We start from the raw sequence: 24,324 nt of genomic DNA, 5'->3' as shown, positions 1-24,324 counted from the left end.
GTGCCAGGCAATGACACATCAAGCAAGGCAGCCGACTCCTCTGCCGCGGCCGTGGCTCTCTTGGAGACTGTTCGTTCAGAACTTGCTGCGGTGAAGTTGGGACTTGAACTGCCAGGTACAGACAAAGCGCGGGCTGCCACCAAATCGGCACTGGCTCAATTGGATGACTACATTCTTCCTCGCTACCGAAGCTTGGACGCCCCGCTATTGGCTGTGGTGGGAGGCTCAACTGGCGCCGGGAAGTCAACGCTGGTTAATGCTCTGGTGGGGCACCCAGTGACTCGGGCCGGGGCTATTCGCCCCACAACACGTCAACCAATTTTGCTGCACCACCCGGCGGACGGGTTGTGGTTCGCTGATCAACGTGTGCTGCCGAACCTTAGCCGCATCCGTGGAGTGAAGGTTGACGGACCCATTCCCGCTAACCAAGCTGGTGCAACCCCTGACGCTGCAGCCATTTCGTCTCTGGTACTCGTTGAAGACTCGGCGGTCCCACAGGGCGTAGCGCTCTTGGACGCACCGGACGTTGACTCGATCTCAGATGACAACCGGCAACTCGCAGGACAATTGCTTGCTGCTGCGGATCTGTGGGTTTTTGTGACAACCGCCAATCGTTATGCCGATGCTGTCCCGTGGAAGCTCCTTTTGGACGCCGCTTCTAGGGACATTATGGTCGCCGTGATCTTGGACCGGGTCCCGCCAGCTGCGGAGGCCGAGGTCAGCGAAGATTTGCGTTCCATGTTGGCCAAGCAAGGCCTCGCGGACGCGAAGCTTTTTGTGGTGCCCGAGGTCCCGCTAGATAACTTGGGAATGCTGCCCGCGGAGACCGTGGCCCCCTTACTTGATTGGCTCAAGACCTTAGCCAAGGACGCTGCTGGCCGGGCAGATATTGCCAGGCGCACCCTCAACGGAACCGTCAAGGCACTGAGCGGAACCGTAGAGCTAGTAGCTCAAGCTGCCGAAGCTGAGGACAAAGCTGGGCAGCAGCTTGCTGAAGATGTACGGAGTTCCTATTCTGACGCCGTGGAACGTATCCTCGCGGCAACCAAAGACGGCGCTCTACTTCGTGGAGAAGTACTGGCCCGTTGGCAAGACTTTGTAGGCACCGGCGAGTTCTTCCGTACCTTGGAGCAAAATGTTGGCCGCTTGCGAGACAGACTCGGCGCATTTTTTAGAGGCCAACCGGCTCCTGCCGTCAAAGTTGAGACCGCCATCGAAACAGGGCTGCAGGCTGTCATTGTTGATGAAGCGTCCAACGCTGCAGAAGATGCAGACCAACGCTGGCGTCAAGACCCTGCAGGGCGCCACCTGCTAGGCACAGATGACCTCTCCGGCGTATCCGCGAACTTCCCGGAGCGTGCAGCGGCAGAGATCCGTGCGTGGCAGGGTTCCCTGATGGAACTCATCAGTACCGAAGGCCAAGGGAAACGTAACCAAGCCCGTTGGCTCTCTTTTGGGGTCAATGGACTCGGCGCCGCCCTGATGATTGTGGTGTTCTCCATGACAGCGGGCCTGACCGGACTTGAGATTGGTGTAGCCGGTGGCACCGCAGTGGTTGGGCAGCGCGTTCTCGAAGCAGTATTCGGTGAAGATGCAGTACGCCGCCTAGCTCAGAAAGCCCGGGAGGACCTTCAAACGCGGTGCGAGGCACTCCTGGTGGCCGAACAACAGCGCTTCTTGGAACGCCTACGTGTTGGGACTCCAGCGGCGGAGCTCGGCAAACACGCTGAGGCCTTGCAACGGTTGGCGGCACAAGCATGAGCCGGCACTCAGTGGCCAAAGAATCCTCGGCGCTCCAGCGCAGGCTAGAGGGACTCAACGCAGCCCGTGAACTTGCCGGTGGAGTTTTGCCGGATGCAACCTTGGATTCCACCTTGGCCTTGCTCGAGCGGGCAAGCTCCCGCCGGTCAATGTCAGCGGACCACACCGTGGTGGGGTTCTTCGGCGCCACTGGAAGTGGGAAATCATCGCTCTTCAACGCAGTGAACGGGGCAGAAATTGCCACCGCGGCGGCGCGGAGGCCCACGACGTCGGAACCACTTGCCAGCGTATGGGGAGTCGAGGGCAGCGAACCGCTGTTGGACTGGTTGCAGGTTAACAAAAGGCACCACGCCCAAGCAGTTGATGGCTTCGCCGATGAAAGCACCGGGCTGATCCTCCTAGACTTGCCGGACTTCGATTCCACCAGTGCCGCGAACCGTGCGGTGGTGGAACGAATGGTGGGTTTGGTTGATGTCCTCGTCTGGGTATTAGACCCACAGAAATACGCCGACGCCGCAGTCCACAACGAGTTCCTGACACCCATGGCCTCACACGGGGCAGTAACGCTCGTTGTACTCAACCAGATCGACAAATTGCCAGCCGCTGAGGTTCCCCATGTGTTGGAATCCCTTCAAGGCATCCTCAAACGTGACGGTCTGGGGACGGTCAAGGTACTTGGCGCCTCGGCACTCACCGGCGCTGGTGTCGACAAAGTGCGCGCATCAATCCGCCAAGTGGTTCAGGCGCGGGAAGCAATCTCCCAACGGCTCTCTGCCGATGTGGCACGAGCCGCCGACGAACTGGCCGGCGCAGCCGGTGAAGGTGACGCTGCCGGAATTAAGGCTGGAATCGTAGACCGGCTAACTGAACAACTCGCCACGGCGGCAAACGTGCACGTGGTGGTGGACGCCGTCGCACGTTCTTACAAACGCGAGTCCACCGCGCGTACCGGTTGGCCGGTCACACGGTGGATGATCGGATTGAGGGCCGATCCGCTACGCAGGCTGAATCTTCGCCGCGTGGGTGCTGCAGCAGACACCAACCGCACCTCGCTTCCAAAGGCGAGCGCCGCGGAACGCGCCAGAACAGACTCTGCCGTCCGCGATTTTGCCGATGCTGCCTCCGAAGGCGCCCCAGGGCCGTGGCGGAATGCCATCCGCGGGGCGGCCCGTGAAGGCCGCGAGAAGCTGCCCGGCGCCTTGGATCATGCCATTGCCTCAACGGATTTAAAGGCTGAACGCAAGTCCTGGTGGTGGGGGATCTTCAACGTGCTCCAATGGCTCGCTCTGCTCACCGCAGTAGGTGGCCTTGGCTGGTTGGGTGTACTGGCAGTCCTGGGCTACTTACAAATGCCTGTTCCTGAAGTCCCGCGAGTTGAAGGCTGGCCTTACCCCACATTGATGATTGCCGGGGGAGTGGCGCTGGGAATCTTGCTAGCGATGTTGGGCAAGGTGTTTGCCGCTGGTGCAGCCCGGGCGCGTGCAGCATCAGCGCGTAAAAAGCTGGCGGCATCCATCCGAGCCGTGGCTCAACGCGAGATTGTGGAGCCAGTGGATTTGGAAGTGAATCGGCTGAAATCCTTCAACAAAGCGCTCAAGACTGCGCGCGGGCGGTAGCGTCCAGGACTTTGATCAGTGTGCGCAGATTGCGTGTGGTGGTGCTGGATTTGTAGCGCGCTTTCGCCGTGAGTTTACTGATGGGGCTCTCCAAGGTGCCACCGGCCGGCGCCAGCCACGCTAGCGCTTCGGCGGAAAGCCGTTGGTAATCGGCGGCAGCTACGCTTTGGCAGGCCTCAGCGAGCTCATCCAGAACCTCTGCATTGGAGGCGAGCGTGATGTAGCTGTGAGTGGTTTTGTTGTCTGCCGGATAGGGACATTTGGCCACAATTTCGGCCAGAGCTGCCGCAGAGACAACTATCACCCAAGCGTCGTAGCCAAATTCGCTGCGCAGCTGGGTCTCTACACTGTTTTTGAGTTCCTCTGCTGAGAGTTCGGTGCTCAACACAACGTTTCCGCTGGCCAGCAATGTCTTGACCTTACTCACGTGCAGTTCGCTGAGGGCTTGGGCAAGGGCAGCCATGTTGATGTTGATACCACCAACGTTGATGCCCCGCAGAAATACGGCAAAAGTACTCATGGAGTCAGCCTAGGTGCTTCGCCGTTTGTTGGGGGCTAGTCGTTCGTTTTTCGCAGAGCTTCCGTGAGAACTCTCGCAGCGTTGCACACAACTTCAGCATGGATGCGGCCGGGCTGGCGTGTCAGCCGCTCGATGGGGCCAGAGATTGACACTGCTGCAATGACTCTTCCCGAGGGGCCACGAACGGGGGCAGAAACAGAGGCAACGCCAGGTTCACGTTCGCCTAGGCTTTGTCCCCAACCACGACGGCGGACGCCCGCTAGGACGGTGGGTGTGAACCGTGCGTTTTGGAGACCTTGGAGCAAGCGGTCATGGTCTTCCCAGGCGAGCAGCACTTGGGCAGCGGAGCCTGCCTTCATAGAAAGTTGAGTGCCGACGGGGATGGTGTCCCGCAAACCAATAGGGCGCTCAGCGGAAGCGACGCAGACGCGCCATTCGCCTTGCCGGCGGAAGATTTGTGCGCTTTCGCCGGTAGCGTCCCGCAATTGCAGAAGTACCGGACCGGCGGAGGCGATCAGACGGTCTTCACCAGCTGCAGAAGCGAGCTCCACTAGCCGACTGCCCAGGACAAAGCGGCCTTGAATATCTCGGCTGACCAAGCGGTGATGGACCAATGCTAAAGCCAGGCGGTGCACCGTGGGGCGTGCCAATCCGGTGGCAGCAACGAGTTGCGCCAATGTAGTGGGCCCAGCCTCGAGTGCGTCGAGTACTTGGGCTGCCTTGTCGATCACGCCGACTCCACTTGAGTTGTCCATACAATGATATTGCCGTCTCATTATCTGAGATGCAAATCGTTGAGCTAGTAAAACATCTTGTGCTGCTGGTTCAGTTGAAGAACACATCCGTAAGCAGTGAAGGGAGCTGGCCGTGGCAAAGACACTGGCCCAGAAGGTATGGGACGCGCACGTGGTGCGCCAGGGCGAAGGTGAGGGCGCCAACGCTCAGCCAGATCTCCTATACATCGACCTTCATTTGGTTCATGAAGTGACCTCACCTCAGGCCTTCGAGGGGCTCCGTTTGGCTGGGCGCAAGCTGCGCCGCCCGGACCTCACCATTGCCACAGAGGATCACAACACTCCTACCTTGGAGATCGACAAGCCCATTGCTGATCTGACCAGCCGTACGCAAATTCAAACCTTGCGTAACAACTGCGCCGAGTTCGGTGTGCGCCTGCACTCCTTGGGAGACGCGGAACAGGGCATTGTTCACGTGGTGGGTCCCCAGTTGGGGCTCACTCAGCCGGGTATGACGGTGGTCTGTGGTGACTCACATACTTCTACCCACGGAGCGTTCGGTGCGCTGGCAATGGGTATTGGTACATCTGAGGTGGAGCACGTGATGGCCACCCAGACACTATCGCTCAAGCCTTTCAAGACCATGGCTATCAATGTCGAAGGCACATTGCGTCCGGGCGTTACAGCCAAGGACATCATTTTGGCTGTTATCGCCAAGATCGGCACCGGCGGCGGTCAGGGATACGTGCTGGAATACCGCGGATCCGCCATTCGGGCGCTGTCCATGGAAGCTCGTATGACTATCTGCAACATGTCCATCGAAGCTGGTGCACGCGCAGGCATGGTGGCGCCTGACCAGACCACCTATGACTACGTCCAGGGCCGCCCGCACGCACCCGTTGGTGCTGAGTGGGATGCCGCAGTTGAATACTGGGACAGCTTGGCCACTGACGCGGACGCAGTCTTTGACGTTGAAGTGGACCTCGACGCGAACACACTGGAACCCTTTGTTACATGGGGTACCAACCCTGGCCAAGGTGTCTCGCTGTCCGAATCCGTTCCGGACCCCGAAGACTTTGGCGATGAGAACGCCAAAGCAGCGGCAGAGCGTGCTCTCCAATACATGGACTTGGCTCCTGGTACTCCCATGAAGTCGGTCCGTGTGGATACTGTCTTTTTGGGATCGTGCACCAACTCTCGTATTGAGGACCTGCGTGCGGCTGCGGATATTATTCGCGGGCGTGAAAAGGATCCCAACATTCGGATGCTGGTAGTGCCGGGTTCGGCGCGGGTTCGCCTCGAAGCAGAAGCCGAAGGCTTGGACCAAGTCTTCAAAGACTTCGGCGCTGAGTGGCGATTTGCCGGTTGCTCGATGTGTTTGGGTATGAACCCAGATCAGTTAGAACCAGGGGAGCGCTGCGCATCCACGTCCAACCGAAACTTTGAGGGCCGTCAAGGCAAGGGCGGCCGTACCCACTTGGTTTCTCCCGTGGTTGCTGCCGCTACCGCCATCCGCGGAACGCTCAGCTCGCCGTCGGACTTGGATCCCATCACGTCCGCTGCCAGCGCTGCGTCTCACGCCGCCTGAGACTTCCAGACACAGACCAGGAGTTCCCATGGAAAAGTTCACCACTCACACCGGCGTTGGCGTCCCGCTGCGCCAAAGCAACGTAGACACTGACCAGATCATCCCCGCCGTCTACCTCAAACGGATCACCCGCACCGGTTTTGAAGACGCCCTCTTTGCTGGCTGGCGTAAGGATGAAAACTTCATCCTCAACCGAGAGCCGTACACTACGGGATCAGTTCTTGTTGCTGGCCCCGACTTTGGAACAGGGTCCTCCCGCGAGCACGCAGTGTGGGCACTGAAGGACTATGGCTTCAAAGCCGTTTTGTCTTCCCGCTTTGCAGACATTTTCCGCGGCAACTCCGGAAAGCAAGGCCTACTGGCTGCAGAGTTGGACCAAGGGGACATCGAGCAGATCTGGAAAGAACTCGAGCATGCGCCGGGAACGGCAGTCAAAGTTGACTTGGTGTCCCAGACCGTGGAGTGCGGCAACATTGTTGCGCCCTTCAAAGTAGATGACTACACACGCTGGCGTTTGCTCGAAGGGTTGGATGACATCGGCCTGACCCTCCAACACGAGCCGGACATTACCGCCTTCGAAGCCACACGGCCTGATTTCAAACCGAAGACGCTGCCGGTCAAGAGCTAGCAGAGTACAGCAGGGCCCGGAATATGATTCCGGGCCCTGCTGTCACCATAGATGCTGAGTATTTGCTAGGGAGAGCCGCCAATTTCAATGGCCAAGGTTGGAGCCCTATCTAAGGTGCTGGGCGACGCAGGGCCGCGGTGTTTCGAATTGCCAACCCCAGCTTCTATGCTTGGTTGAGGCCTTAGCCCGTATGGGAGGCCATTGACTGTAAGGAACTGGTATCTATGAGTAGTGTTCTGACTATCCGCGGCGGCGTGCCGCTTTCCGGCAAAGTTTCCGTGCGTGGCGCGAAGAACTTAGTTCCTAAGGCGATGGTCGCGGCGCTACTCGGCAACGAGCCCTCCACTCTGCGCAACGTCCCAGAGATCAAGGATGTTGAAGTAGTTACCAGCCTCTTGCAGCTACACGGCGTTTCCGTAGTGAAGGACTCTGCCACAGGGGATCTCACTTTGGATCCCAAAAACGCCAAAACCGCCTCGACCTCAGCTATCGATGCTCACGCTGGCGATTCGCGAATCCCCATTCTTTTGTGCGGTCCCTTGATCCACGCCATTGGCGAGGCATTCATTCCTGACCTTGGCGGTTGCAAAATCGGTGACCGCCCTATCGATTACCACCTAAATGTGTTGCGCCAATTCGGCGCCGTGGTGGAGAAGCGCCCCGGTGGCATTCACATTTCCGCACCCAAAGGCCTGCACGGGACCAAGATCTCCTTGCCGTACCCCAGCGTCGGGGCAACCGAACAGGTGCTCCTGAGCGCCACGCGCGCCGAAGGCATCACTGAACTCAGCGGTGCAGCGACTGAGCCGGAAATCATCGATCTTATTGCTGTGCTTCAGAAGATGGGCGCGATTATTAGCGTCCAGACTGACCGCACCATCCGCATTGAGGGTGTCAAAGAACTCGGCGGTTACCAGCACAAAGCGCTCTCGGACCGCAACGAATCCGCGTCTTGGGCCTCCGCCGCGCTGGTTACCAAGGGTGACATCTATGTTGAGGGTGCCAACCAGCGGGACATGATGACCTTCCTGAACACCTACCGAAAAGTCGGCGGCGGAATGGACATCACCGATGATGGCATCCGGTTCTTCCACCCGGGCGGAAAGCTGTCCCCTCTAGTACTTGAGACGGACGTGCACCCAGGCTTTATGACGGACTGGCAGCAGCCTCTTGTAGTCGCGCTGACTCAGGCCGAGGGTGTGTCGATTGTTCACGAGACGGTATATGAGAACCGCTTTGGCTTTACCGATGCCCTGATTCGAATGGGCGCCAGCATCCAGCTGCACCGCGAATGCTTGGGCAGTGTTCCGTGCCGCTTTGGGCAGCGAAACTTCCTTCACTCAGCAGTGATCTCGGGTCCAGTCCAGCTCAAGGGCGCTGACATTGATATTCCCGATCTCCGAGGGGGATTCAGCCACCTAATCGCAGCGCTGGCCGCCACAGGAACATCTCGGGTGACCGGCATTGACATTATCAACCGAGGCTATGAGCACTTTACGGACAAGTTGGCTGCCTTGGGCGCCGACTTTGATCTGACCACCACAAAGTAGGGTTCTAAAACTGTGAGTGAAACTTTAACGGCCCGAGCAACTTTCGCATTTTTGGCTGGCGTCCTGCGCCCCATCATGAACGCGTTGATGAGCAAGGACTGGCGGGGCTTGGAGAAGCTACCGGAGGGTGGCTTCATCGCTGTGCCGAATCACTGCACCGAATTAGACCCAGTGGCGGTTGGTCACATGCTTTATAGCAACAAACGCCCACCTCACTTCCTAGCCAAGGCCGGTCTTTTTGATGTCCCGGTCTTTGGCAAGCTGTTGCGTAGTTGCAAGCAGATACCTGTCGAACGCACCGGGGTTGGAGCTAATGGTTCCTTAACGGTTGCCCAAGAAGTTGTTGATGGCGGCGGTTCCATTGTTATTTTTCCGGAGGGCACCCTCACCCGTGACCCCGATTTGTGGCCGATGAAAGGCAAGACCGGTGCCGCTCGGCTAGCGCTGCAGACTGGCGTTCCGGTGGTGCCGATCGCCCAATGGGGCGCCCATGAGGTGTTCCCGCGTTATGGCAAGCGTCTTCATGTCTTTCCGCGCAAGACTTCGCGCGTTTTGGTGGGTGACCCCGTAGATCTTAGCGAGTTCCAAGGCCGCCCCATGGACAAAGCCACGCTCACTGCGGCCACTGAAAAGATCATGGACGCTATCACAGTATTACTCGAGGAACTGCGCGGCGAAAAAGCACCGGAGGAACGCTGGGATCCGGCGCAGCACGGCCAAAGCGCCCACGGCAGGGTTGGTGATCGAGGCGAGAATCAACGCGCCACAAAGCCGGGAGCAACAGAATGAGCCCTGCACAGCCTGTGCAAGGAAACCACACAGTGGTGAACGACGGCGTAGCTAAAGTCGCGGTGCTTGGTGCCGGTTCCTGGGGAACTACCTTCGCGAAAGTTCTGGGTGATGCTGCACTCAGTGCCGGGGCCACTCGAGAAGTTCAGTTGTGGGCGCGACGGCCAGATATTGCCGCAGAGATTAACTCCGAACACACTAATCAGCAGTACCTCAAGGACACTCAACTCCCAAGCAACATCAGTGCCTCAGCTGATATTGCGGAGGTTCTTGATGGCGCGGGCATCGTTGTGCTGGCCGTCCCCGCTCAATCGTTGCGAGCTCAACTTCGGATCTGGAAACCGTTGTTAGCGCCCGGGGCCGTTGTAGTTTCCCTGATGAAGGGGCTGGAACGGGGGACTGATGCGCGAATGAGTGAAGTCATTGTTGACGAGCTTGGTATAGACGCTCAGCGTGTAGCAGTGATCTCCGGCCCAAATTTGGCTATGGAAATCGCCCGCTGTGAACCGACCGCCTCAGTGGTGGCTTGCGAGGACGAGAATCTGGCTCACCGGTTGGCGACGTTGTGCACTGCGCCATATTTCCGCCCGTACACCAGCACCGACGTGGTGGGTGTAGAAATTGGGGGAATCGTCAAAAACATCATTGCGCTTGCTGTTGGCATCTGCGAGGGCCGCCGCATGGGAGACAACACAAAGGCCTCCGTGATCACAAGAGGCTTGGCTGAGACATCACGACTTGCGCTGGCGCTGGGTGGCCACGCTCAAACCATGGCCGGCCTAGCCGGTTTGGGAGACTTGGTGGCAACCTGTTCCTCTCCACTTTCTCGGAACCACACCGCTGGCCGGCTGCTGGGCGAGGGACTTTCTCAAGATGAGCTTGCAGAGCAAATGACGCAAACCGCCGAGGGTACCAAGTCGGCTGAGGCCGTGTTTGAATTAGCGTTGAAACACGGCATTGACATGCCCATCACTGCAGCAGTGGTTGAAGTTCTTGCTGGCCGGTTGCCAGTAGAAGAGCTAGGCCCTCGGTTGCTGTCGAGGGAACTCAAATCAGAAGTCAGCCAGTAGTAGTGCCCGTGTTCGCTGAAAACATGAATGGAAATCTTGTGAGCAATCCCAACAAACCGCGCGTCGCTGTCCTCTTCGGAGGACGCTCAAGCGAACACGGCGTTAGCTGTGTCACGGCAGCGGGCGTACTCGGCGCCATTGACCGGGACAAGTACGACGTTGTGCCAATCGGCATCGCTAAGAGTGGGCAATGGGTACTTGTTAACGAGGACCTCAGCAGCATGTCACTGGCGGCTGGTGCGGCGCCCGAAGTTTTGGCATCAGACAAAACGGTGGCGCTGGCTGAAATTGGTGGAGAGCACCAACTTATTGTTGCCGCGCCCAATGAAGTCCCGGTTGAGCTGGGAACGGTGGACGTAGTTTTCCCGCTCCTTCATGGGCCCTTTGGTGAAGACGGAACAATTCAGGGACTTCTTGAGCTTTCGGACACACGCTACGTTGGCTCCGGTGTGCTGGCATCAGCTGTGGGTATGGACAAGCACTTTATGAAAGTGGTCTTCGAAGCAGCCGGTCTGAAGGTTGGACCTTATGTGGCCGTCACAGACCGTCAGTGGACCAACGATCCAGCAGCGGTTCGAGCTCAGGTTGAGGCGTTAGGTTTTCCGGTGTTTGTGAAGCCGGCTAGAGCCGGGTCAAGTATGGGAATTTCCAAAGTTGATTCACTTCAAGAGCTGGACCAGGCAATTGCACAGGCTCGGGAGCACGATCCCAAATTGGTCATTGAAGCCGGAATTGTGGGCCGTGAGATTGAGTGTGCAGTCCTAGAGGGCCGAGGAACTGACGCGCCACGAGCTTCCCTTCCGGGGGAAATTGCCGTTGCTACCGGCGCGCATAGCTTCTACGATTTTGAAGCAAAATACGTGGACAATGCAGCTGCCCTCAGCTGCCCTGCCGACTTGCCAGATGCTGCCATTGCACGCGTTCGCGAGCTCGCATCGCAGGCGTTCGACGCTGTAGGCGCTGAAGGGCTCAGCCGAGTGGACTTTTTCTATACCGAGGACGGGGAGTTCATCATCAATGAGATCAATACGATGCCCGGTTTTACTCCCAAGAGTATGTACCCGCAGATGTGGGCCGCTAGTGGAATGAATTACCCAGACCTCATTGATGAGCTCATTGCTTTGGCGCTAGAGCGCAAGACCGGCCTACGCTAGAGTTCCTACTGACCGGAGCACCTACTTAGTAGTGGGTAAGTTCTGAAGATCCTCTTGACCAACGCACTTGTTGCCTGCCGGAATCTTGGCCGCTGGTGCTGCTAACTCGGCCAAAACGGTAGCAGAACTGATCTTGTTCGGATCCATCAAAATCTCCGTCGCTGGAACGCGACCAAAAGTGGTGAGTGTCCATGCTGGGTTACCTTCTTTGATGACCCAATCCACGCCATTGACTGTTACACAACGATCAGTGGTGGGACCAGGGGGATTGACCCCACAGCGAAGAACAACCTGGGACGGATCACCCCAGGCAGCGGTCGCTTGCGCATTGGTAGCACGCAGCTTTTGATCCCCCAGTGTGTCCGGCAAGGCCACCATCATTTTGGCGCATTCGGGGTTGGCAGCATCTTTGGCAGCAGTAACGTTCACTGTTGGTGAGCAAGCCGATAGAGTCCCTGCCGCGAGCAGACTGCCTACAGCGAAAAGAGAAACAGTACGGGGGTAACGAGGAGAAGAAGACACCTAAACAGCCTACCGGGCCAATGCGATCCCACGCTTGCCGATAGTCGCCGTGCTACCTCGCACCGTACACGTTAGAATTTCAGCGTATGCAACCGTGGGGGTTGCCGAAACGAAGTGGGTTGTACAACATGTCAGGCAAGAAAGTTCTTGTGGTCGACGATGACGCGGACATCCGTGATTTGGTGGGAATCAAGCTCGAATCGGCAGGCTATCTCGTCACCTCGGCGCACGACGGTATTAGTGGACTGGAAAGCGCCTCCACAGGTGAGTTCGACGCCGTCGTTCTTGACGTGATGATGCCTGGAATGTCCGGAATCGACGTGCTGCGTGCCATGCGAAACGCAGAAATCACCACACCAGTTTTATTGCTGACGGCGCGTACTCAAGAACGTGACATTGAAGTGGGATTTGCTGTTGGTGCCGATGACTATGTAGCCAAACCATTCAGTCCACGTGAGTTGTTAGTCCGGGTAAACGCGCTGATAGCACGAAACTAAACGTGCAGACATTACTGGCCGGCCCCGTGGTCGTAGCGGTTTTGGTGGGAAGTACCGCAGCAACAGCAGCAGTGTTGCTGCTCCTTGTTCTCTTGCGAGTCACGCGAAAGTTGACCGCGCGGCGGGCTGCCGCGCTTGAGCAGCGGACGCGTTCGCTGATCTTGCAGGCAACGGTTGCTGAGCCGGACGAAGTTGAGTCCTTTGCTCGGGAGTTAAACTCCCACGGCAGGGCGGAAAGGGCTGCAGCAGAGAAAACGATTTTGGGACTTCTTGTGGAAGTCCAAGGCGAGGCCGCCGAGTCTCTGACCCAATTGCTTGAAGCCTGTGGAACCATCGACCGCGCCGTTAAGGACGCAGATGCTAGGGATGCGGTGGTACGTGCACGGGCCGCTGAAGTCTTGGGTCTAACAGCTGGGCCGCAAAGCCTTGCGCCGTTATTGGACCTTGCCGTAGACCCGGATGTTGAAGTTCGGATTGTGGCAGTCCGTGCTTTGGGCCGTACGGGAAACCCCAGTGCCGTTAGGCCGTTGCTGAACGCGCTTAGAAGCGATTCAGGTGTGCCAACCACAGTGGCCGCCTCGGCTCTGTTGAACCTCGCCGAGCACTCAGGAACAGCTATTGACGACGGCTTTACGGATCCAGACGCTGCCGTCCGGCGTACCACCGCCCAATTGGCTGGTTACTTGCAGAGCCCCGGTGCGTCCTCTCGGCTCATAACGCTGTTGGGTGACTCAGATGCATTGGTGCGTCAAGCCGCGGCCCGTTCGCTGGGGCAGTTACATGGCAGCGCAGCCATTCAGCCACTTTTTCACCGTGCGATGAACGATGCGGTTCCAGCAGTACGGCTGGCCGCGGCACATGCGCTCATGCAGCTTCCAGAGGCTTGGACTTTCAACGTCCGTACAGCCTTGGCTACCAGCACCGATCCTGAAGTGCGATACGCAACGGCGATTTGGCCGCAAAACACCGAAGTGAAAGCACAGTAATGGAAATTGCTCGCGGCATACTTACCACCATTTTTGCCATCGTTGCGTGGCCCATGTTGCTGTACTTTTTGGTGATCAACACCTCCTATCTAGTGCTGATTGGGCTCGCTTCAACGAACTTTGCCGCATACCTGCGCAGGACGTTTTTTAGCGGTGAGCGTGCTGTGGCAGGATCGCCGCTAAGTCTAGGTATATCGGTGGTGATGCCGGCTTACAACGAGGAAATGGTCATCACCACTTCCGTTCGTTCCGTGTTGGACCTCCGCTATCCGGACCATGAAGTCATTGTGGTCAACGACGGGAGTAAGGACGCCACTCTTCAGAAGCTGATTGAGACGTTTTCCTTGGAGTTGGACGCCCGTGAAGTCCCGGAACGCATTCCGGTCAGGGGTGCATTGAGGGGGGTTTGGCGATCTAACGATCCGGCAATTCCACTGACGGTGGTGGACAAGGAAAATTCGGGCCGCTCTGACAGTCTTAACGCAGGCATCAACATTTCGGCCAAAGATCTAGTGGTGATGGTGGATGCTGACTCACTGATTGACCCCGATGCGCTCCTCACCGTTTCCAAACCTTTTGCCGATGACCCAGAAAATGTGGTGGCCACTGGGGGAGTGGTGAGGGCGGTTAACGGTTGCCGCGTTTCTGCAGGTCGTGTTGTCCAGGTGGGTATGCCCAAGGAGATGGTGGCCCGAATCCAAGTAGTTGAGTACCTCCGGGCGTTCCTCTTGGGCCGAACTGGATGGTCACAGCTCAAAGCACTCATTCTGATTTCGGGCGCCTTTGGAATGTTCCGGCGCGACGTTTTGCTCGAAGCCGGCGGTCTGGACCCGGACTGCATTGGTGAAGATTTTGAACTTGTGATGCGCATCCACAAGAAAATGATCGACTCTAAACGGCGGTACCGGGTTGTGTTTGTTGCTGAGCCGGTGAGCTGGACTGAAGTGCCGCCAAATTTGACTGTCCTTGCGCGCCAACGCAGACGCTGGCACCGCGGTCTTTGGGAAGTTCTGTCACAGTACCGAGGCATGACACTGAATCCGCGGTACGGGCGGGTTGGCATGATTGCCCTGCCGTTTTATTGGCTCTTCGAGTTGATCGCACCAGCGTTGGAGCTCTCGGGACTCATCTTGGTTCCACTTGGTTTGTGGTTGGGGCTAGTGGATCCGCACTATGCGCTCTTGCTTTTGCTTGTGTCCTACGTGTACGCAATTTTTGTCAGCTTGGTAGCTCTGGTGGTGGAAGAAGCATCGTTCCACCGCTACACCAAGTGGCGGGATCTTTGGGCGTGTATTTTGGCTGCGGTAGTAGAGAACTTCGGCTACCGGCAGTTGACGGCCATTTGGCGCTTGCAAGGGTGGTGGGCAGCCCTGCGTGGATCCGCTGCTGAATGGGGAACCATGACCCGGACTGGTTTCAGCGATGAACGTGATGCTGCTGTTACTGCTGCGGAAGAACGACTCTCACGGTAGTTCCGCGTCCTTCAACACTGTGAAACTCAAGAGTTCCACAGTGGCCCTCCACGATTGATTTGCTAATGGCAAGCCCCAACCCTATTCCAGGAACGTTGGATTCAACGGCAGACGTCGCCCGGTAAAACCGGCTAAACAAGTGGCTTTGATCGCCTGTGGACACTCCAACGCCCGAGTCTTCAATCACTACCTCCAGAGTTTTAGTATCAGGAGAGGCCGTGGCCGAGATTGTGACGCTTCCGCCTGCTGGAGTGTACTTGACGGCGTTAGAAATGAGGTTCTCCAACACTTGGCCCATGCGCTGAACATCAAGAGTCGTTGGCAGCTCAGGGCCGTCTTGAACGGTGTAGTGAAGCCCCTTAGCGATGGCTTGAGAGAGGAATTGCTCCGCTGCGTGACGGACAATCGTTTGCAAATCGGCCGCTCTGGGACGTAGTTCTAGGCTTCCGCGCTGGAACTGTGCGGCCGTGAGGAGATCAGCCACAAGGACTTTTAGACGCCGCACGTTGCGCTCCATCGCCTCGAGGTACTTTGCGAATTTGGTATCGGTACCAGCGGTTTGGTCTTGAAGGAGCTCCAGATAACCTCCAATTGAGGTCAATGGTGTCCGGAGCTCGTGCGAGATCGAGGCAAGAAAGTCGTCCTTCGCCTGCAGGTTGTTCATGAATTCGGTGACGTCATCCAGCGCAACCACTGATCGAGTGAAGTTTCCCTTGTCATCCTCAATGGGTGTGGCCGAGATGCTGATTGCATAGCGGGCCCCGTCAGGACTTTGCATCCAGAAGACTCGTCCTCGTGAAGTTTCTCCGCGCACAGCAGCACTGACTGGGCCATGCCCAGGGGCAACTGCTGTAACTCCATCGGCGTCCAAAAACTGTTGCCGTAGTTCAAGTTCCATGGTTTGTTCATTCTTGCCAGCTAGTACTGGGTGGTTCCTCATGGCTGGATTGACTAGAACGTCCTTTCCGTTCTTGTCGATCACCAAGATGCCAATATTGACGGTGTCCAATACCTTTGCGAGCACTTCTTGCCCTTGCTTTTGCTCAGCCAGACTCTTAGCGAGCTCGCATTCTCGGGCAGCAATAAGTTTGCGGTGTTCGTCAAATTGGTGACGTTGCCCTTGGGCCACCAACGTGGAAACAATAATCAGCAGGGGAATCAGAGTATTGGCGGCCATAAACTGCGCGGTGGCATGATCCAACGTTTCCGCGATGCCCTGTTGGGGGATTTCTACGAGCGCAACAGCCACTGCTCCGCCCAAGCCTATCCACCAACCTTTTGTGATTGACCCAAGCCAGAAAGCGGGAATGACCGCTAGGTAGCCAAAGGCATAAACAGGTTCCAGAGGGCCGTTCCCATTGCGCAAAACTACGACGGCTGCCAAATCCAAAGCCGGAATCCCGGCGATCAACCAATTGCCGGCTGCGGATCCTAACCGTTGTGGCCTGAATGCAACTGTCCAGACGGTAGCCAGAGCCACCACGATGGCTGAAGAAATGAACGTGCCGGTAGCCAAAAGATTCGGCTCGCTCAGGCCCGTGACCAAGGAAACAGTTCCATATAGCCCCAAGAATGCGGCTTGACTCAGTAAGGATTCCAAACGAACGTTGCCAGCTTGGTAAAGCATGGTCGGCCAAGTTCTTTGGCTAATTTTCACGTGCAACCGCTCGTCTCTCTGTGATAGGCGAACGCGGGCTGGACCCCGCCGGAATCAGTGTTGTGATGGTCATGGTCAGTGTATGCCACACAAGGGGATGCCGAGTCTCAACTCTGTATCAATCGCTGAGCATCGCTGGCTGCTTGTCCTAAGCAACCAGATTGCTAGTACAATGAAGTGTTTCGCCTTCTCTGCGGCCAATTAGGGCACAAATCGGGAAGTTTCGTGTGTGGGGGGTTTCGCTTGAACAAGAAGTTGGCATCTGGCCTTTTGACCTTAGCTCTATTGCTCCTCCCTGCTGGCGCGGCAATAGCTGACGATGCATCTGTAACCACAGTGGATACAGTCAGTTCAGACCCGGCGACTGCTGGCGAGACTGCCCCCATGGACGGTGACCCGTTGGCAACACCTACCGCCGAACCGGTGCCCTCGGATATTCCGGCCCCTCCCGAGACACCGGTTGAATTGCCTGTGCCAGCACCCAGCGACTCTCCGCAGGCACCTGTAGAAACTCTTCCGGCTCCCGTGGATACGAATCCGTCGGAAACAGCGCCGTCAACCGGTGGGATAGTTCCAACCCCGCAACCATCGTCAACCAGTGGTGCTGTATCTGGTGGGCAAGTTTCGAACCCAGGTGCAGTGCAGCCTCCCGCTCAGACCATCCCCGGGGTGGCTACCCAGACTGATTTACCGGGGGCCGTCGCCGCTGATGTGGCCGCTGCGCTCGGTCCGGACCTTGCCCTCGCTCTGGACCCGTCCCTTGCAGATGGACAACCGGCCGAACTGGGTCCAGTTCTTTCTGACGCGGGGGCTGCTGCAGAGACGCTGGCCGCCAAGAAGTCTCAGGCAGTTGTGGACGCGGCTACGTCCAACAAGCAGAACGCTGTCCCGGCGCTGCCTTCTCTTGAAACCATCTCCACCCAGGCTGCCGCAGCAGTAACGTCGCCGCTCACACAGGGAATCGTTGTGGTGGTACTTATTGGTCTTGGGGTTCTGTACTTCCGGGCAATGAATTCCAAGGGAACTCGCGCACCCGGCTCACTGAGCAAGTAGGGGCATCTTGGAAGGCTTCACTGTAGGAGAACGTCCCGTCCAAATACGGCACGTAATGTTGCTTACTCACAGTTACTGGCCAGACCAAAGTCCCCCGCAACGGCGCTGGAGTTCCTTTGTCCGGGAGTTCCAAGCGGCCGGATGGCGAGTAGATGTAGTTACTCCCGTATCGCACTTCCCGAACGGCAAACGCACGGAACGGCGCGCAGACGCCGGATATCCTTGGGGTCATCAACGGGGCGAACATGGCGAACGCATTCGGCGAGTTCCGTATTTACGGCATGCTCAGACCCGCGTTGGCAGATTTATAGACAACCTGTACACGGCAGTGCTGAGCGTCCCAGCTGCCATGATGCAGCGACGCCCAGAAGTAGTTGTTGTCACTGCGCCTAGCTTGCCAATTCTGGCTGCCGGTCATGTGGTGGCCAAAATTTTCCGCGTCCCATTGGTAGTGGAAATGCGGGACGCTTGGCCGGACTTGGCACGCGACGCACGCCTAGTTCAAGGACAAGTGAAGTCTCTAGCAGAAAAAGCCGTGGAGTTTGTGCAAAACAAAGCAAACTTGGTTGTCACAGTCACTGAGGGTTTTGCTAAGACTCTTCTAGAACGTGGAGTTGCCGAAGTTGCGACTGTTCCCAACGGTCTGGACTTGAGATCCGTCCCTCTCCTTCCGGCACCAGTTGTGGACAAAGAACAGCTAGACGTGTTGTATCTGGGCAACCATGGTGAAAGCCAACGTTTGGAGCTGATGGTTCAGGCTGCTGCAAAGGTTGGTAGCCGTATGCACTTGCACATGGTGGGTTATGGAGTTGCCAGGCCAGGACTAATACAACTCGCTCGCGAGATCGGCGCTCCAGTCACCTTTCACCCCCCGGTAAAACGTGAGGCAGTTTTGGAAGCCTACAAGCTGGCGGACTCATGCATCGTGTCCCTACGAGATGACTGGAAGTCCTTCGAGACCACTATTCCCTCTAAAACGTACGAAGTTCTGGCCGTAGGGCGTCACGTTACAGCCTTGGTACGTGGCGAAGCGGCACGCATTATCTCTGATTCTGACGCCGGTGACGTAGTCCCGAGCACGGTTGAAGCCATTGCGCAGTTGTGGAATGACTTAGCGGACGATAGGAGCCGCTTAGACGTAGGTAGCAGGGGGCGCGACTGGGTGGAAGACCATGCGGAAATTCGTGCATCTGCCAAACACTATATGGAACTGATTGATGAACTTTTGGCACGAAGCTCCGGTGACAGGTGACCCTTTCCGCTAAGCCACAGCTGTTACAGAACCTTCGGCTAGCAGCCGCCACCGCGTCAGAACACCTTAATGACGATCCTGCAGTTCTAGCGATTCAGGTGATCCGGCGACTCCCGGGAGGGCTGGTGCGGAAAGTCATGCCAGCAGCTGGGAGATTCCTAGGGCGGAATTCCACCACATTTGCGGCGATATTGGCCAACTTCGCGTTGGGGAAGATCACTAGTGTGCAAAACGCGTTGGACACGGCCTTATCCAAATCAATTTCAGGGTCCTCGGCCGTTCGGCTCGCCGACTTGGCGCTCGCAGCCGGGTGCCTGGAGCAGGCTGACTCGCTAGCCCTCAACGGAGCCCAAGCGCCTAATCATGCTGCTTTTATCGCGCGGCGGTTTTGGTATGACGGCGCGATGACCGCCGCAGTTGAACACTTGAAGTTGGAAGAGGCGAAGCACGGCGGCAGCCGTAGTGCGAAGCGTCTCGCTTCTCAACGTCGGCGGCTTGAGTCAGAACTCAAGGTGTTCACCGGTTTCCTCCCGGTTCTGACCCCTAGAGAACATCAACCGAGAAAACGCACTGTAATGCACGTTCTCACCAATTCACTACCTCACACTGGAAGTGGCTACGCGCAGCGAACACACTCAATTCTGACCGCTCAGCGGGATTTGGGTTGGAACGTCTCGGCCGTCACAAGGCTGGGTTATCCGGTCCAAGTGGGGAAAGTTCTGGCCTCTGGTGCCGACTCGGTTGACGGTATTGATTATGTGAGAATAAACCCTGGACGGCTGAAAGAGGGTATGGCGGCGCGACTTCAACAGCAAGCGGAATTGGTAGCGGATGAAGCAGTCCGCCGCGGCGCGAGCGTCCTACACACAACAACTCACTTTACTAACGCTCTGGTTACGGCAGCCGCAGCGGATGCACTGGGTATTCCGTGGGTCTATGAAGTGCGGGGACAGCTCGCTGACACATGGGCGTCCACTCGTGGGCCGGAAGCCATTAGAAGTGAACGGTTCAGATTGTTTAGAGAACGAGAAGCCGATGTGATGAAGCGCGCGGACCTTGTAGTGACGCTAGGTGAAGCTATGAGAGCCAATATCGTGGATGCCGGGGTTGATTCGGCTAATATTTTGGTGGCGCCGAATGCTGTTGGTGGTGCATTTCTCGACGAACCGATGACTCAGCAGGATGCCCGCCGGCAGCTAGGCCTGGCTGAGGACGCTTTGATGATCGGAACGGTCAGCAGTCTTGTTGATTATGAGGGTTTGGACACACTACTGCGGGCTGCAGCGCTATTGATCCCGCGCTTCAGCAAATTGCGTGTCTTGATCGTCGGTGACGGCGTGTCCGCCCCCAGCCTCCGTGCCCTAGCACAAGAGTTGGGTATTTCTGCTCAAACGATTTTTACTGGCAGGGTACCTCGGAATCTCACCCCGATCTATCATGCTGCATTGGACGTGTTTGTGGTGCCTCGCATTGATTCTTCGGTCACCAGAGATGTAACTCCGCTGAAGCCAGTAGAGGCTATGGCTTCAGCGCGTCCGGTTGTGGCGAGCGACCTGCCAGCATTACGTGAACTTCTGGCCGAAGGCGAAACAGGTATGTTTGCACAGGCGGAAAATCCGGCGTCGCTTGCCAGTAGTATTGACCCTCTACTTGTTTCACCCCAAAAGCGTTACCAGCTTGGACGCCGAGCTCGGCAAGTGACTCTTTTGGATCGAACTTGGAAAGCGAACGCTAAGCGAGCGTTGTCTGCATACGACCGACTTACAAAGAATGGAGGCTGATGAAACAGACAGCTGGAGCGGTCGATGTACCCATTCCAACTTCGGTAAATATCAGGAAGTTGCGCCGAGTGGGGGCTCGACCAAATTTCCTAGATTATCTAGTGAGCCTATGGGACTACCGATTTTTCATATACTACGATTCACGCGCGCGTGTGCTGAGCGGCAACGCCAAAGATCGTTTAGGCGGTGCATGGCTGCTACTCAATCCATTGCTAAATGGCTTGGTTTTTTATTTAATTTTTGGTGTGATGCTCGGAACAGGAGCAGGCATTCCAAATTTTATTTCTTATCTCTTAATCGGGATTTTTCTATTCCAGTTCAGTACGCGGCCGATAACGACGTCGGCTCGATCGATGGTTTCCAATCAGAATATCCTTCAGGCTTTTAAGTTTCCGCGGGCGACGTTACCGATAGCTGTTAACGTCAGGGAAGCCATGGCTAGCGTTCCAACGATTTTGATCATGCTGATTCTCGTGATTCTGATCCCGCCAGCCGAGACCATTTCTGTGAAGTGGCTTTTCCTTTTGCCGACACTATTATTGCAAGTTATGTTTCACCTCGGGTTATCTCTATTTCTGGCTCGGATGGTCTCGGTCATTCCTGACCTGTCGTATTTGGTTGGTTTTGGACTTCGTGCATGGATGTACGTGTCAGCAGTCTTTTTCTCTGTCGATCGCTTTGCCGGCCATCCAGTGCTGATGAATCTGATGCATGCAAATCCGCTTTTTGCCGTTCTTGATATCGTCCGCGATTGTTTGCTCTATGACACGTGGCCGAGCATGACAAGGTGGCTTACACTTGCAATTTGGGCAGTGGCCAGTCTGACGGTCGGACTCATCTTCTTTTGGCGAGGGGAGGAAAGCTATGGACGTAGTTGATTATTCCGTTTCGTCACCAGCTGTTGTCTTGGACAATGTCAGCATGACTTATCGGGTGGGGAGTTCGGAGAACGTTTATGGACCCGATTCCGGGTTTGCACGGCGCGCGTTGTCTCGTGTGTGGAACCCCAAGAAGCGAGTCACCGTGCAGGCTCTTCGACCGATTTCATTGGTTGCCCAGCATGGGGAATCCATAGGTGTAATTGGTCGCAATGGATCCGGCAAGAGCACGTTGATGCGCTTGATCGGAGGACAAGAGACCAGCACTACGGGTAGTGTGCTAGCTACAAGTACTCCTATTTCCCTCGGCGTCAGCGCGGCGCTTGTTCCCGATTTGGCAGGCGATGCCAACATCATGTTGGGGTGTCTGGCTATGGGGATGAGCAAGAAAGAAATTCGGGAAAAATTTGATTCGATTGTCGAACTTTCTGCTCTGGAAAATTCCATCCATTTGCCTATGAAATCGTATTCTTCGGGTATGTCCGCTCGGCTGCGATTCGCGATCGCTGCGGCCATCGATCCTGAGATTCTAATTTTGGATGAGGCGCTCAATACTGGGGATGCAGAGTTTGGTGAGCGTACTCGCCGCCGAATGACCGAGTTGCGAGAAGGAGCGGGCTGCGTATTCTTGGTGAGCCATGGCATGCCCACAATTCGGGACCTCTGCACCAGAGCGATTTGGCTTGATCAGGGCGAAATGATTCAGGACGGTGAGGTGGATCGCGTCGTGGATCTTTATGAGAAATTCATTTGGCACCTTCGAAAAGGCGACAGCGCCTCAGCAGACCGTGTGAAACGAGCCGCGCGCAAGGAGACTCAGCGTGTGCAGGTTTTGGAGCGGGCAGCTGGACGTCGGAGGGTCGAATGACGCTTCGACGTAAGGTGCGAAACGCGAGAACTGCAGCTTGGCATTTTCGAACCGGAGGCGTCGATGGGTTCAAGCTTTGGCGACAACGTCAGATAGCCGAAAGCCGACAGCCGTCTGCTGTGGTTCGGGGACGATCAGGCTTCCTGAACTTCGGGTCGCGTGTAAAGAATCTACGCTTCGAACCAACAGTGCCACAGCGGCGTAGGGGCCCAGTGAGAGATTTGTCGGTCGCAGTCATTCTCGACGAATTTTCGCTTATGGCGTTTGGCTTTGAGTGGAACGCAATCACAGTCCAACCAGGTTCATGGAAGCAGACGCTCGAATCATGTCTCCCAGATCTGCTCTTTGTGGAGTCGGCGTGGGCAGGAAATTCTGGCGCGTGGCAATACAAATTGACAGGCAACAACGGCCCGAGCGAAGATCTCATTTCTCTCGTTGAGTGGTGCCAGCAGCAAGGGATTCCCACTGTTTTCTGGAACAAAGAGGACCCCCCACATTACGAGGACTTCTTAGGGGCTGCGCGACTCTTCGACGTTGTATTCACAAGCGATCAGAGGAAGATCCCAGACTATATTCGAGATCTTGGTCATGACCGTGTTGATGTTCTGCCATTTGCGGCCCAGCCAGCAGTTCACAACCCCGTTCGCCCCAGCCACGGTTGGCATGAACGGGGCATAGCGTTTGCGGGGATGTACTTTACGCATAAGTATCCAGAGCGACGCGCGCAACTTGACTACTTGCTATCCGGTGCCGTCGCGGGCTCGAAGGGGACAGGCTTCGGTCTCGAGATTTTTTCGCGGATGCTCGGTGGGGATCCACGATACCAATTTCCAGACCACTTCTCCGGATACGTTGTAGGTCAATTGCCTTACGAAGAGATGCTCACTGCATACAAATCGTACAAAGTTTTCCTCAATGTCAATTCAGTTACAGACTCGCCGAGCATGTGTGCGAGGCGGATTTTTGAGATTGAAGCTTCTGGAACTCCTGTCGTTACGGCGCCTAGTGCTGCTATCGGAGAGTTCTTTCCACCGGACGAAGTGTGGGTAGCTCGCAACGCGCTGGAGACCCAGCACTCGGTACGCGCACTCATTCGAAACGAAGACATTGGCGAGCGCGCAGCCCACCTCGCGCAACGTCGGATTTGGGCCCAACACACTTACACGCAGCGAGTGTCTACAATTTTGGAGACCGTAAAGCGGCGCGATGAGATTCGTTCGCCGTATGTTTCTTGCCTAGTTGCCACCAACCGCCCTTATCAACTCGACCACGTCTTTAGTCAGTTCGGACAACAAACTTACGAGAGCCGGCAGCTAGTCATTTTGACGCATGGGTTCGAGCCTGCAGCTCAGGAAATCAAAAACCTTCAGAGCCGTTATGCCATAGAGGAGATAAAGCTTATTCATGGTTTCGCCGACCGAACATTGGGCGAGTGTCTCAATGAGTTGATAGATGCTAGCGACGGCGACGTGCTGTCTAAAATGGACGACGACGATCTCTATGGTCCTCATTACTTACAGGACCTCGTCAACGCTTTAAGTTTCAGCGGTGCAGATGTAGTGGGCAAGGGTGCCCACTACATGAGAATTGAAGGGCTGGACGTCTTGCTACGTAGATTCGCTGACAAAGAGCATCGTTTCGCCAATCATGTCATGGGCCCGACAATCACGGCCCCGCGAAGTCTTTTTACTGACATCCGGTTTGCAGCATTGAAACAGGGCGAGGACACCGAATTCTTGTCCCGCGTGGTTGCTTCTGGAGCCTCGATATACGCGGCCGACCGGTTTAACTTTGTTCAGGTGCGCAAGAGTCATCAACACACATGGCGTCTCAGCGACTTGGAGGCTTTGTCGTTAGGGGACGTTGAAGTGCACGGCAATTTTGGGGAACACGTCTTCATATAGCTCGCCACATGGAATACGCGTAGCGAACGTGAGTCGGCGTTTAT

General features: G+C 56.5%; 21 protein-coding genes. 17 read left to right on the top strand and 4 right to left on the bottom strand.

All coding sequences use genetic code 11. The features are described 5' to 3' along the window. Together ACQQCD_RS10635 and ACQQCD_RS10630 are read left to right on the top strand one after the other, a co-directional pair. Entirely contained in the window at positions 1–1,761 is a 1,761-nt protein-coding gene (locus ACQQCD_RS10635) for a dynamin family protein (RefSeq protein WP_430268410.1), read from the top strand. Next, a complete protein-coding gene (locus tag ACQQCD_RS10630) occupies positions 1,758–3,377 on the top strand; it encodes a GTPase (RefSeq protein WP_430268360.1) in 1,620 nt (539 codons plus the stop codon). Before ACQQCD_RS10635 ends, ACQQCD_RS10630 begins: the two co-directional genes overlap by 4 nt. Here the strand turns inward: ACQQCD_RS10630 and ACQQCD_RS10625 are convergent. Both ACQQCD_RS10625 and ACQQCD_RS10620 read right to left on the bottom strand, forming a co-directional pair. After that, entirely contained in the window at positions 3,355–3,897 is a 543-nt protein-coding gene (locus tag ACQQCD_RS10625; protein ID WP_430268359.1) for a DUF1697 domain-containing protein, read from the bottom strand. The genes ACQQCD_RS10630 and ACQQCD_RS10625 overlap by 23 nt on opposite strands. A 35-nt stretch (positions 3,898–3,932) precedes the next feature. After that, positions 3,933–4,652 carry an IclR family transcriptional regulator gene (locus tag ACQQCD_RS10620; RefSeq protein WP_430268358.1) on the bottom strand — a complete coding sequence of 240 codons (720 nt, stop codon included), beginning with the start codon at positions 4,650–4,652 and terminating at the stop codon, positions 3,933–3,935. Between the two features lie 112 nt (positions 4,653–4,764). Between ACQQCD_RS10620 and leuC the strand changes: the two genes are divergently transcribed. From leuC to ACQQCD_RS10590, 6 genes are all read left to right on the top strand, one after another. After that, positions 4,765–6,219, top strand: coding sequence for a 3-isopropylmalate dehydratase large subunit (leuC, locus tag ACQQCD_RS10615; RefSeq protein WP_430268357.1), 1,455 nt, complete (start codon positions 4,765–4,767; stop codon positions 6,217–6,219). A 28-nt stretch (positions 6,220–6,247) separates the two neighbouring features. Then, positions 6,248–6,847: a 3-isopropylmalate dehydratase small subunit gene (gene leuD, locus ACQQCD_RS10610; protein ID WP_430268356.1), complete on the top strand. Its 600-nt coding sequence runs from the start codon at positions 6,248–6,250 to the stop codon at positions 6,845–6,847. A gap of 224 nt (positions 6,848–7,071) precedes the next feature. Continuing rightward, positions 7,072–8,397, top strand: coding sequence for a UDP-N-acetylglucosamine 1-carboxyvinyltransferase (murA, locus tag ACQQCD_RS10605; RefSeq protein WP_430268355.1), 1,326 nt, complete (start codon positions 7,072–7,074; stop codon positions 8,395–8,397). 12 nt (positions 8,398–8,409) lie between these two features. Beyond that, positions 8,410–9,186, top strand: coding sequence for a lysophospholipid acyltransferase family protein (locus ACQQCD_RS10600; RefSeq protein WP_430268354.1), 777 nt, complete (start codon positions 8,410–8,412; stop codon positions 9,184–9,186). Then, positions 9,183–10,256 carry an NAD(P)H-dependent glycerol-3-phosphate dehydrogenase gene (locus ACQQCD_RS10595; protein WP_430268353.1) on the top strand — a complete coding sequence of 358 codons (1,074 nt, stop codon included), beginning with the start codon at positions 9,183–9,185 and terminating at the stop codon, positions 10,254–10,256. The genes ACQQCD_RS10600 and ACQQCD_RS10595 overlap by 4 nt, the downstream gene beginning before the upstream one ends. A gap of 23 nt (positions 10,257–10,279) precedes the next feature. Next, complete coding sequence (locus tag ACQQCD_RS10590) at positions 10,280–11,410, top strand: D-alanine--D-alanine ligase family protein (RefSeq protein WP_430268352.1); 1,131 nt, start codon at positions 10,280–10,282, stop codon at positions 11,408–11,410. A 21-nt stretch (positions 11,411–11,431) separates the two neighbouring features. Here ACQQCD_RS10590 and ACQQCD_RS10585 read toward each other — a convergent pair whose 3' ends face one another. Further along, the gene (locus ACQQCD_RS10585) at positions 11,432–11,878 is read right to left on the bottom strand and encodes a DUF3515 domain-containing protein (protein ID WP_430268409.1); all 447 of its coding nucleotides are present in this window, start codon (positions 11,876–11,878) and stop codon (positions 11,432–11,434) included. 182 nt (positions 11,879–12,060) lie between these two features. Between ACQQCD_RS10585 and ACQQCD_RS10580 the strand changes: the two genes are divergently transcribed. From ACQQCD_RS10580 to ACQQCD_RS10570, 3 genes are read left to right on the top strand one after another with little or no spacing between them, the layout of a single operon-like run. Then, positions 12,061–12,429, top strand: coding sequence for a response regulator transcription factor (locus ACQQCD_RS10580; RefSeq protein WP_430268351.1), 369 nt, complete (start codon positions 12,061–12,063; stop codon positions 12,427–12,429). Positions 12,430–12,431: 2 nt separating this feature from the next. Further along, positions 12,432–13,415: a HEAT repeat domain-containing protein gene (locus ACQQCD_RS10575; protein ID WP_430268350.1), complete on the top strand. Its 984-nt coding sequence runs from the start codon at positions 12,432–12,434 to the stop codon at positions 13,413–13,415. Further along, positions 13,415–14,887 (top strand): glycosyltransferase family 2 protein, encoded by a 1,473-nt coding sequence (locus ACQQCD_RS10570; protein ID WP_430268349.1) that lies wholly within the window; start codon positions 13,415–13,417, stop codon positions 14,885–14,887. Before ACQQCD_RS10575 ends, ACQQCD_RS10570 begins: the two co-directional genes overlap by 1 nt. Here ACQQCD_RS10570 and ACQQCD_RS10565 read toward each other — a convergent pair. Next, the gene (locus ACQQCD_RS10565) at positions 14,856–16,514 is read right to left on the bottom strand and encodes a sensor histidine kinase (protein WP_430268348.1); all 1,659 of its coding nucleotides are present in this window, start codon (positions 16,512–16,514) and stop codon (positions 14,856–14,858) included. The genes ACQQCD_RS10570 and ACQQCD_RS10565 overlap by 32 nt on opposite strands. A gap of 273 nt (positions 16,515–16,787) precedes the next feature. Here ACQQCD_RS10565 and ACQQCD_RS10560 point away from each other — a divergent pair, with 273 nt between their 5' ends. The 6 genes from ACQQCD_RS10560 to ACQQCD_RS10535 all read left to right on the top strand — a co-directional run bounded on the left by ACQQCD_RS10560 (position 16,788) and on the right by ACQQCD_RS10535 (position 24,280). Continuing rightward, on the top strand, positions 16,788–17,597 hold the full coding sequence (locus tag ACQQCD_RS10560) for a hypothetical protein (protein ID WP_430268347.1): 810 nt from the start codon (positions 16,788–16,790) through the stop codon (positions 17,595–17,597). 55 nt (positions 17,598–17,652) lie between these two features. Further along, positions 17,653–18,849: a glycosyltransferase family 4 protein gene (locus ACQQCD_RS10555; protein ID WP_430268346.1), complete on the top strand. Its 1,197-nt coding sequence runs from the start codon at positions 17,653–17,655 to the stop codon at positions 18,847–18,849. Positions 18,850–19,073: 224 nt separating this feature from the next. Beyond that, entirely contained in the window at positions 19,074–20,630 is a 1,557-nt protein-coding gene (locus ACQQCD_RS10550) for a glycosyltransferase family 4 protein (protein WP_430268345.1), read from the top strand. Then, the gene (locus ACQQCD_RS10545) at positions 20,630–21,508 is read left to right on the top strand and encodes an ABC transporter permease (protein ID WP_430268344.1); all 879 of its coding nucleotides are present in this window, start codon (positions 20,630–20,632) and stop codon (positions 21,506–21,508) included. Before ACQQCD_RS10550 ends, ACQQCD_RS10545 begins: the two co-directional genes overlap by 1 nt. Next, positions 21,495–22,376 carry an ABC transporter ATP-binding protein gene (locus ACQQCD_RS10540; RefSeq protein ID WP_430268343.1) on the top strand — a complete coding sequence of 294 codons (882 nt, stop codon included), beginning with the start codon at positions 21,495–21,497 and terminating at the stop codon, positions 22,374–22,376. Before ACQQCD_RS10545 ends, ACQQCD_RS10540 begins: the two co-directional genes overlap by 14 nt. A 212-nt stretch (positions 22,377–22,588) precedes the next feature. Next, on the top strand, positions 22,589–24,280 hold the full coding sequence (locus ACQQCD_RS10535; RefSeq protein ID WP_430268342.1) for a glycosyltransferase family protein: 1,692 nt from the start codon (positions 22,589–22,591) through the stop codon (positions 24,278–24,280). The last annotated feature ends 44 nt before the right edge of the window (positions 24,281–24,324 follow it).

The sequence above is a fragment of the Pseudarthrobacter sp. J1763 genome (genome assembly GCF_050490295.1).
Lineage (GTDB): Bacteria > Actinomycetota > Actinomycetes > Actinomycetales > Micrococcaceae > JBNPEO01.
This window is presented reverse-complemented; position numbering and strand designations above follow the sequence as displayed.

Bases quoted from the DNA above. Each gene is read 5' to 3' on its own strand.
- ACQQCD_RS10630 (WP_430268360.1), top strand. From the start codon at position 1,758: ATGAGCCGGCACTCAGTGGCCAAAGAATCCTCGGCGCTCCAGCGCAGG.
- ACQQCD_RS10625 (WP_430268359.1), bottom strand. From the start codon at position 3,897: ATGAGTACTTTTGCCGTATTTCTGCGGGGCATCAACGTTGGTGGTATC.
- ACQQCD_RS10620 (WP_430268358.1), bottom strand. From the start codon at position 4,652: ATGGACAACTCAAGTGGAGTCGGCGTGATCGACAAGGCAGCCCAAGTA.
- leuD (WP_430268356.1), top strand. From the start codon at position 6,248: ATGGAAAAGTTCACCACTCACACCGGCGTTGGCGTCCCGCTGCGCCAA.
- murA (WP_430268355.1), top strand. From the start codon at position 7,072: ATGAGTAGTGTTCTGACTATCCGCGGCGGCGTGCCGCTTTCCGGCAAA.
- ACQQCD_RS10595 (WP_430268353.1), top strand. From the start codon at position 9,183: ATGAGCCCTGCACAGCCTGTGCAAGGAAACCACACAGTGGTGAACGAC.
- ACQQCD_RS10590 (WP_430268352.1), top strand. From the start codon at position 10,280: ATGAATGGAAATCTTGTGAGCAATCCCAACAAACCGCGCGTCGCTGTC.
- ACQQCD_RS10580 (WP_430268351.1), top strand. From the start codon at position 12,061: ATGTCAGGCAAGAAAGTTCTTGTGGTCGACGATGACGCGGACATCCGT.
- ACQQCD_RS10570 (WP_430268349.1), top strand. From the start codon at position 13,415: ATGGAAATTGCTCGCGGCATACTTACCACCATTTTTGCCATCGTTGCG.
- ACQQCD_RS10565 (WP_430268348.1), bottom strand. From the start codon at position 16,514: ATGCTTTACCAAGCTGGCAACGTTCGTTTGGAATCCTTACTGAGTCAA.
- ACQQCD_RS10555 (WP_430268346.1), top strand. From the start codon at position 17,653: ATGTTGCTTACTCACAGTTACTGGCCAGACCAAAGTCCCCCGCAACGG.
- ACQQCD_RS10545 (WP_430268344.1), top strand. From the start codon at position 20,630: ATGAAACAGACAGCTGGAGCGGTCGATGTACCCATTCCAACTTCGGTA.
- ACQQCD_RS10540 (WP_430268343.1), top strand. From the start codon at position 21,495: ATGGACGTAGTTGATTATTCCGTTTCGTCACCAGCTGTTGTCTTGGAC.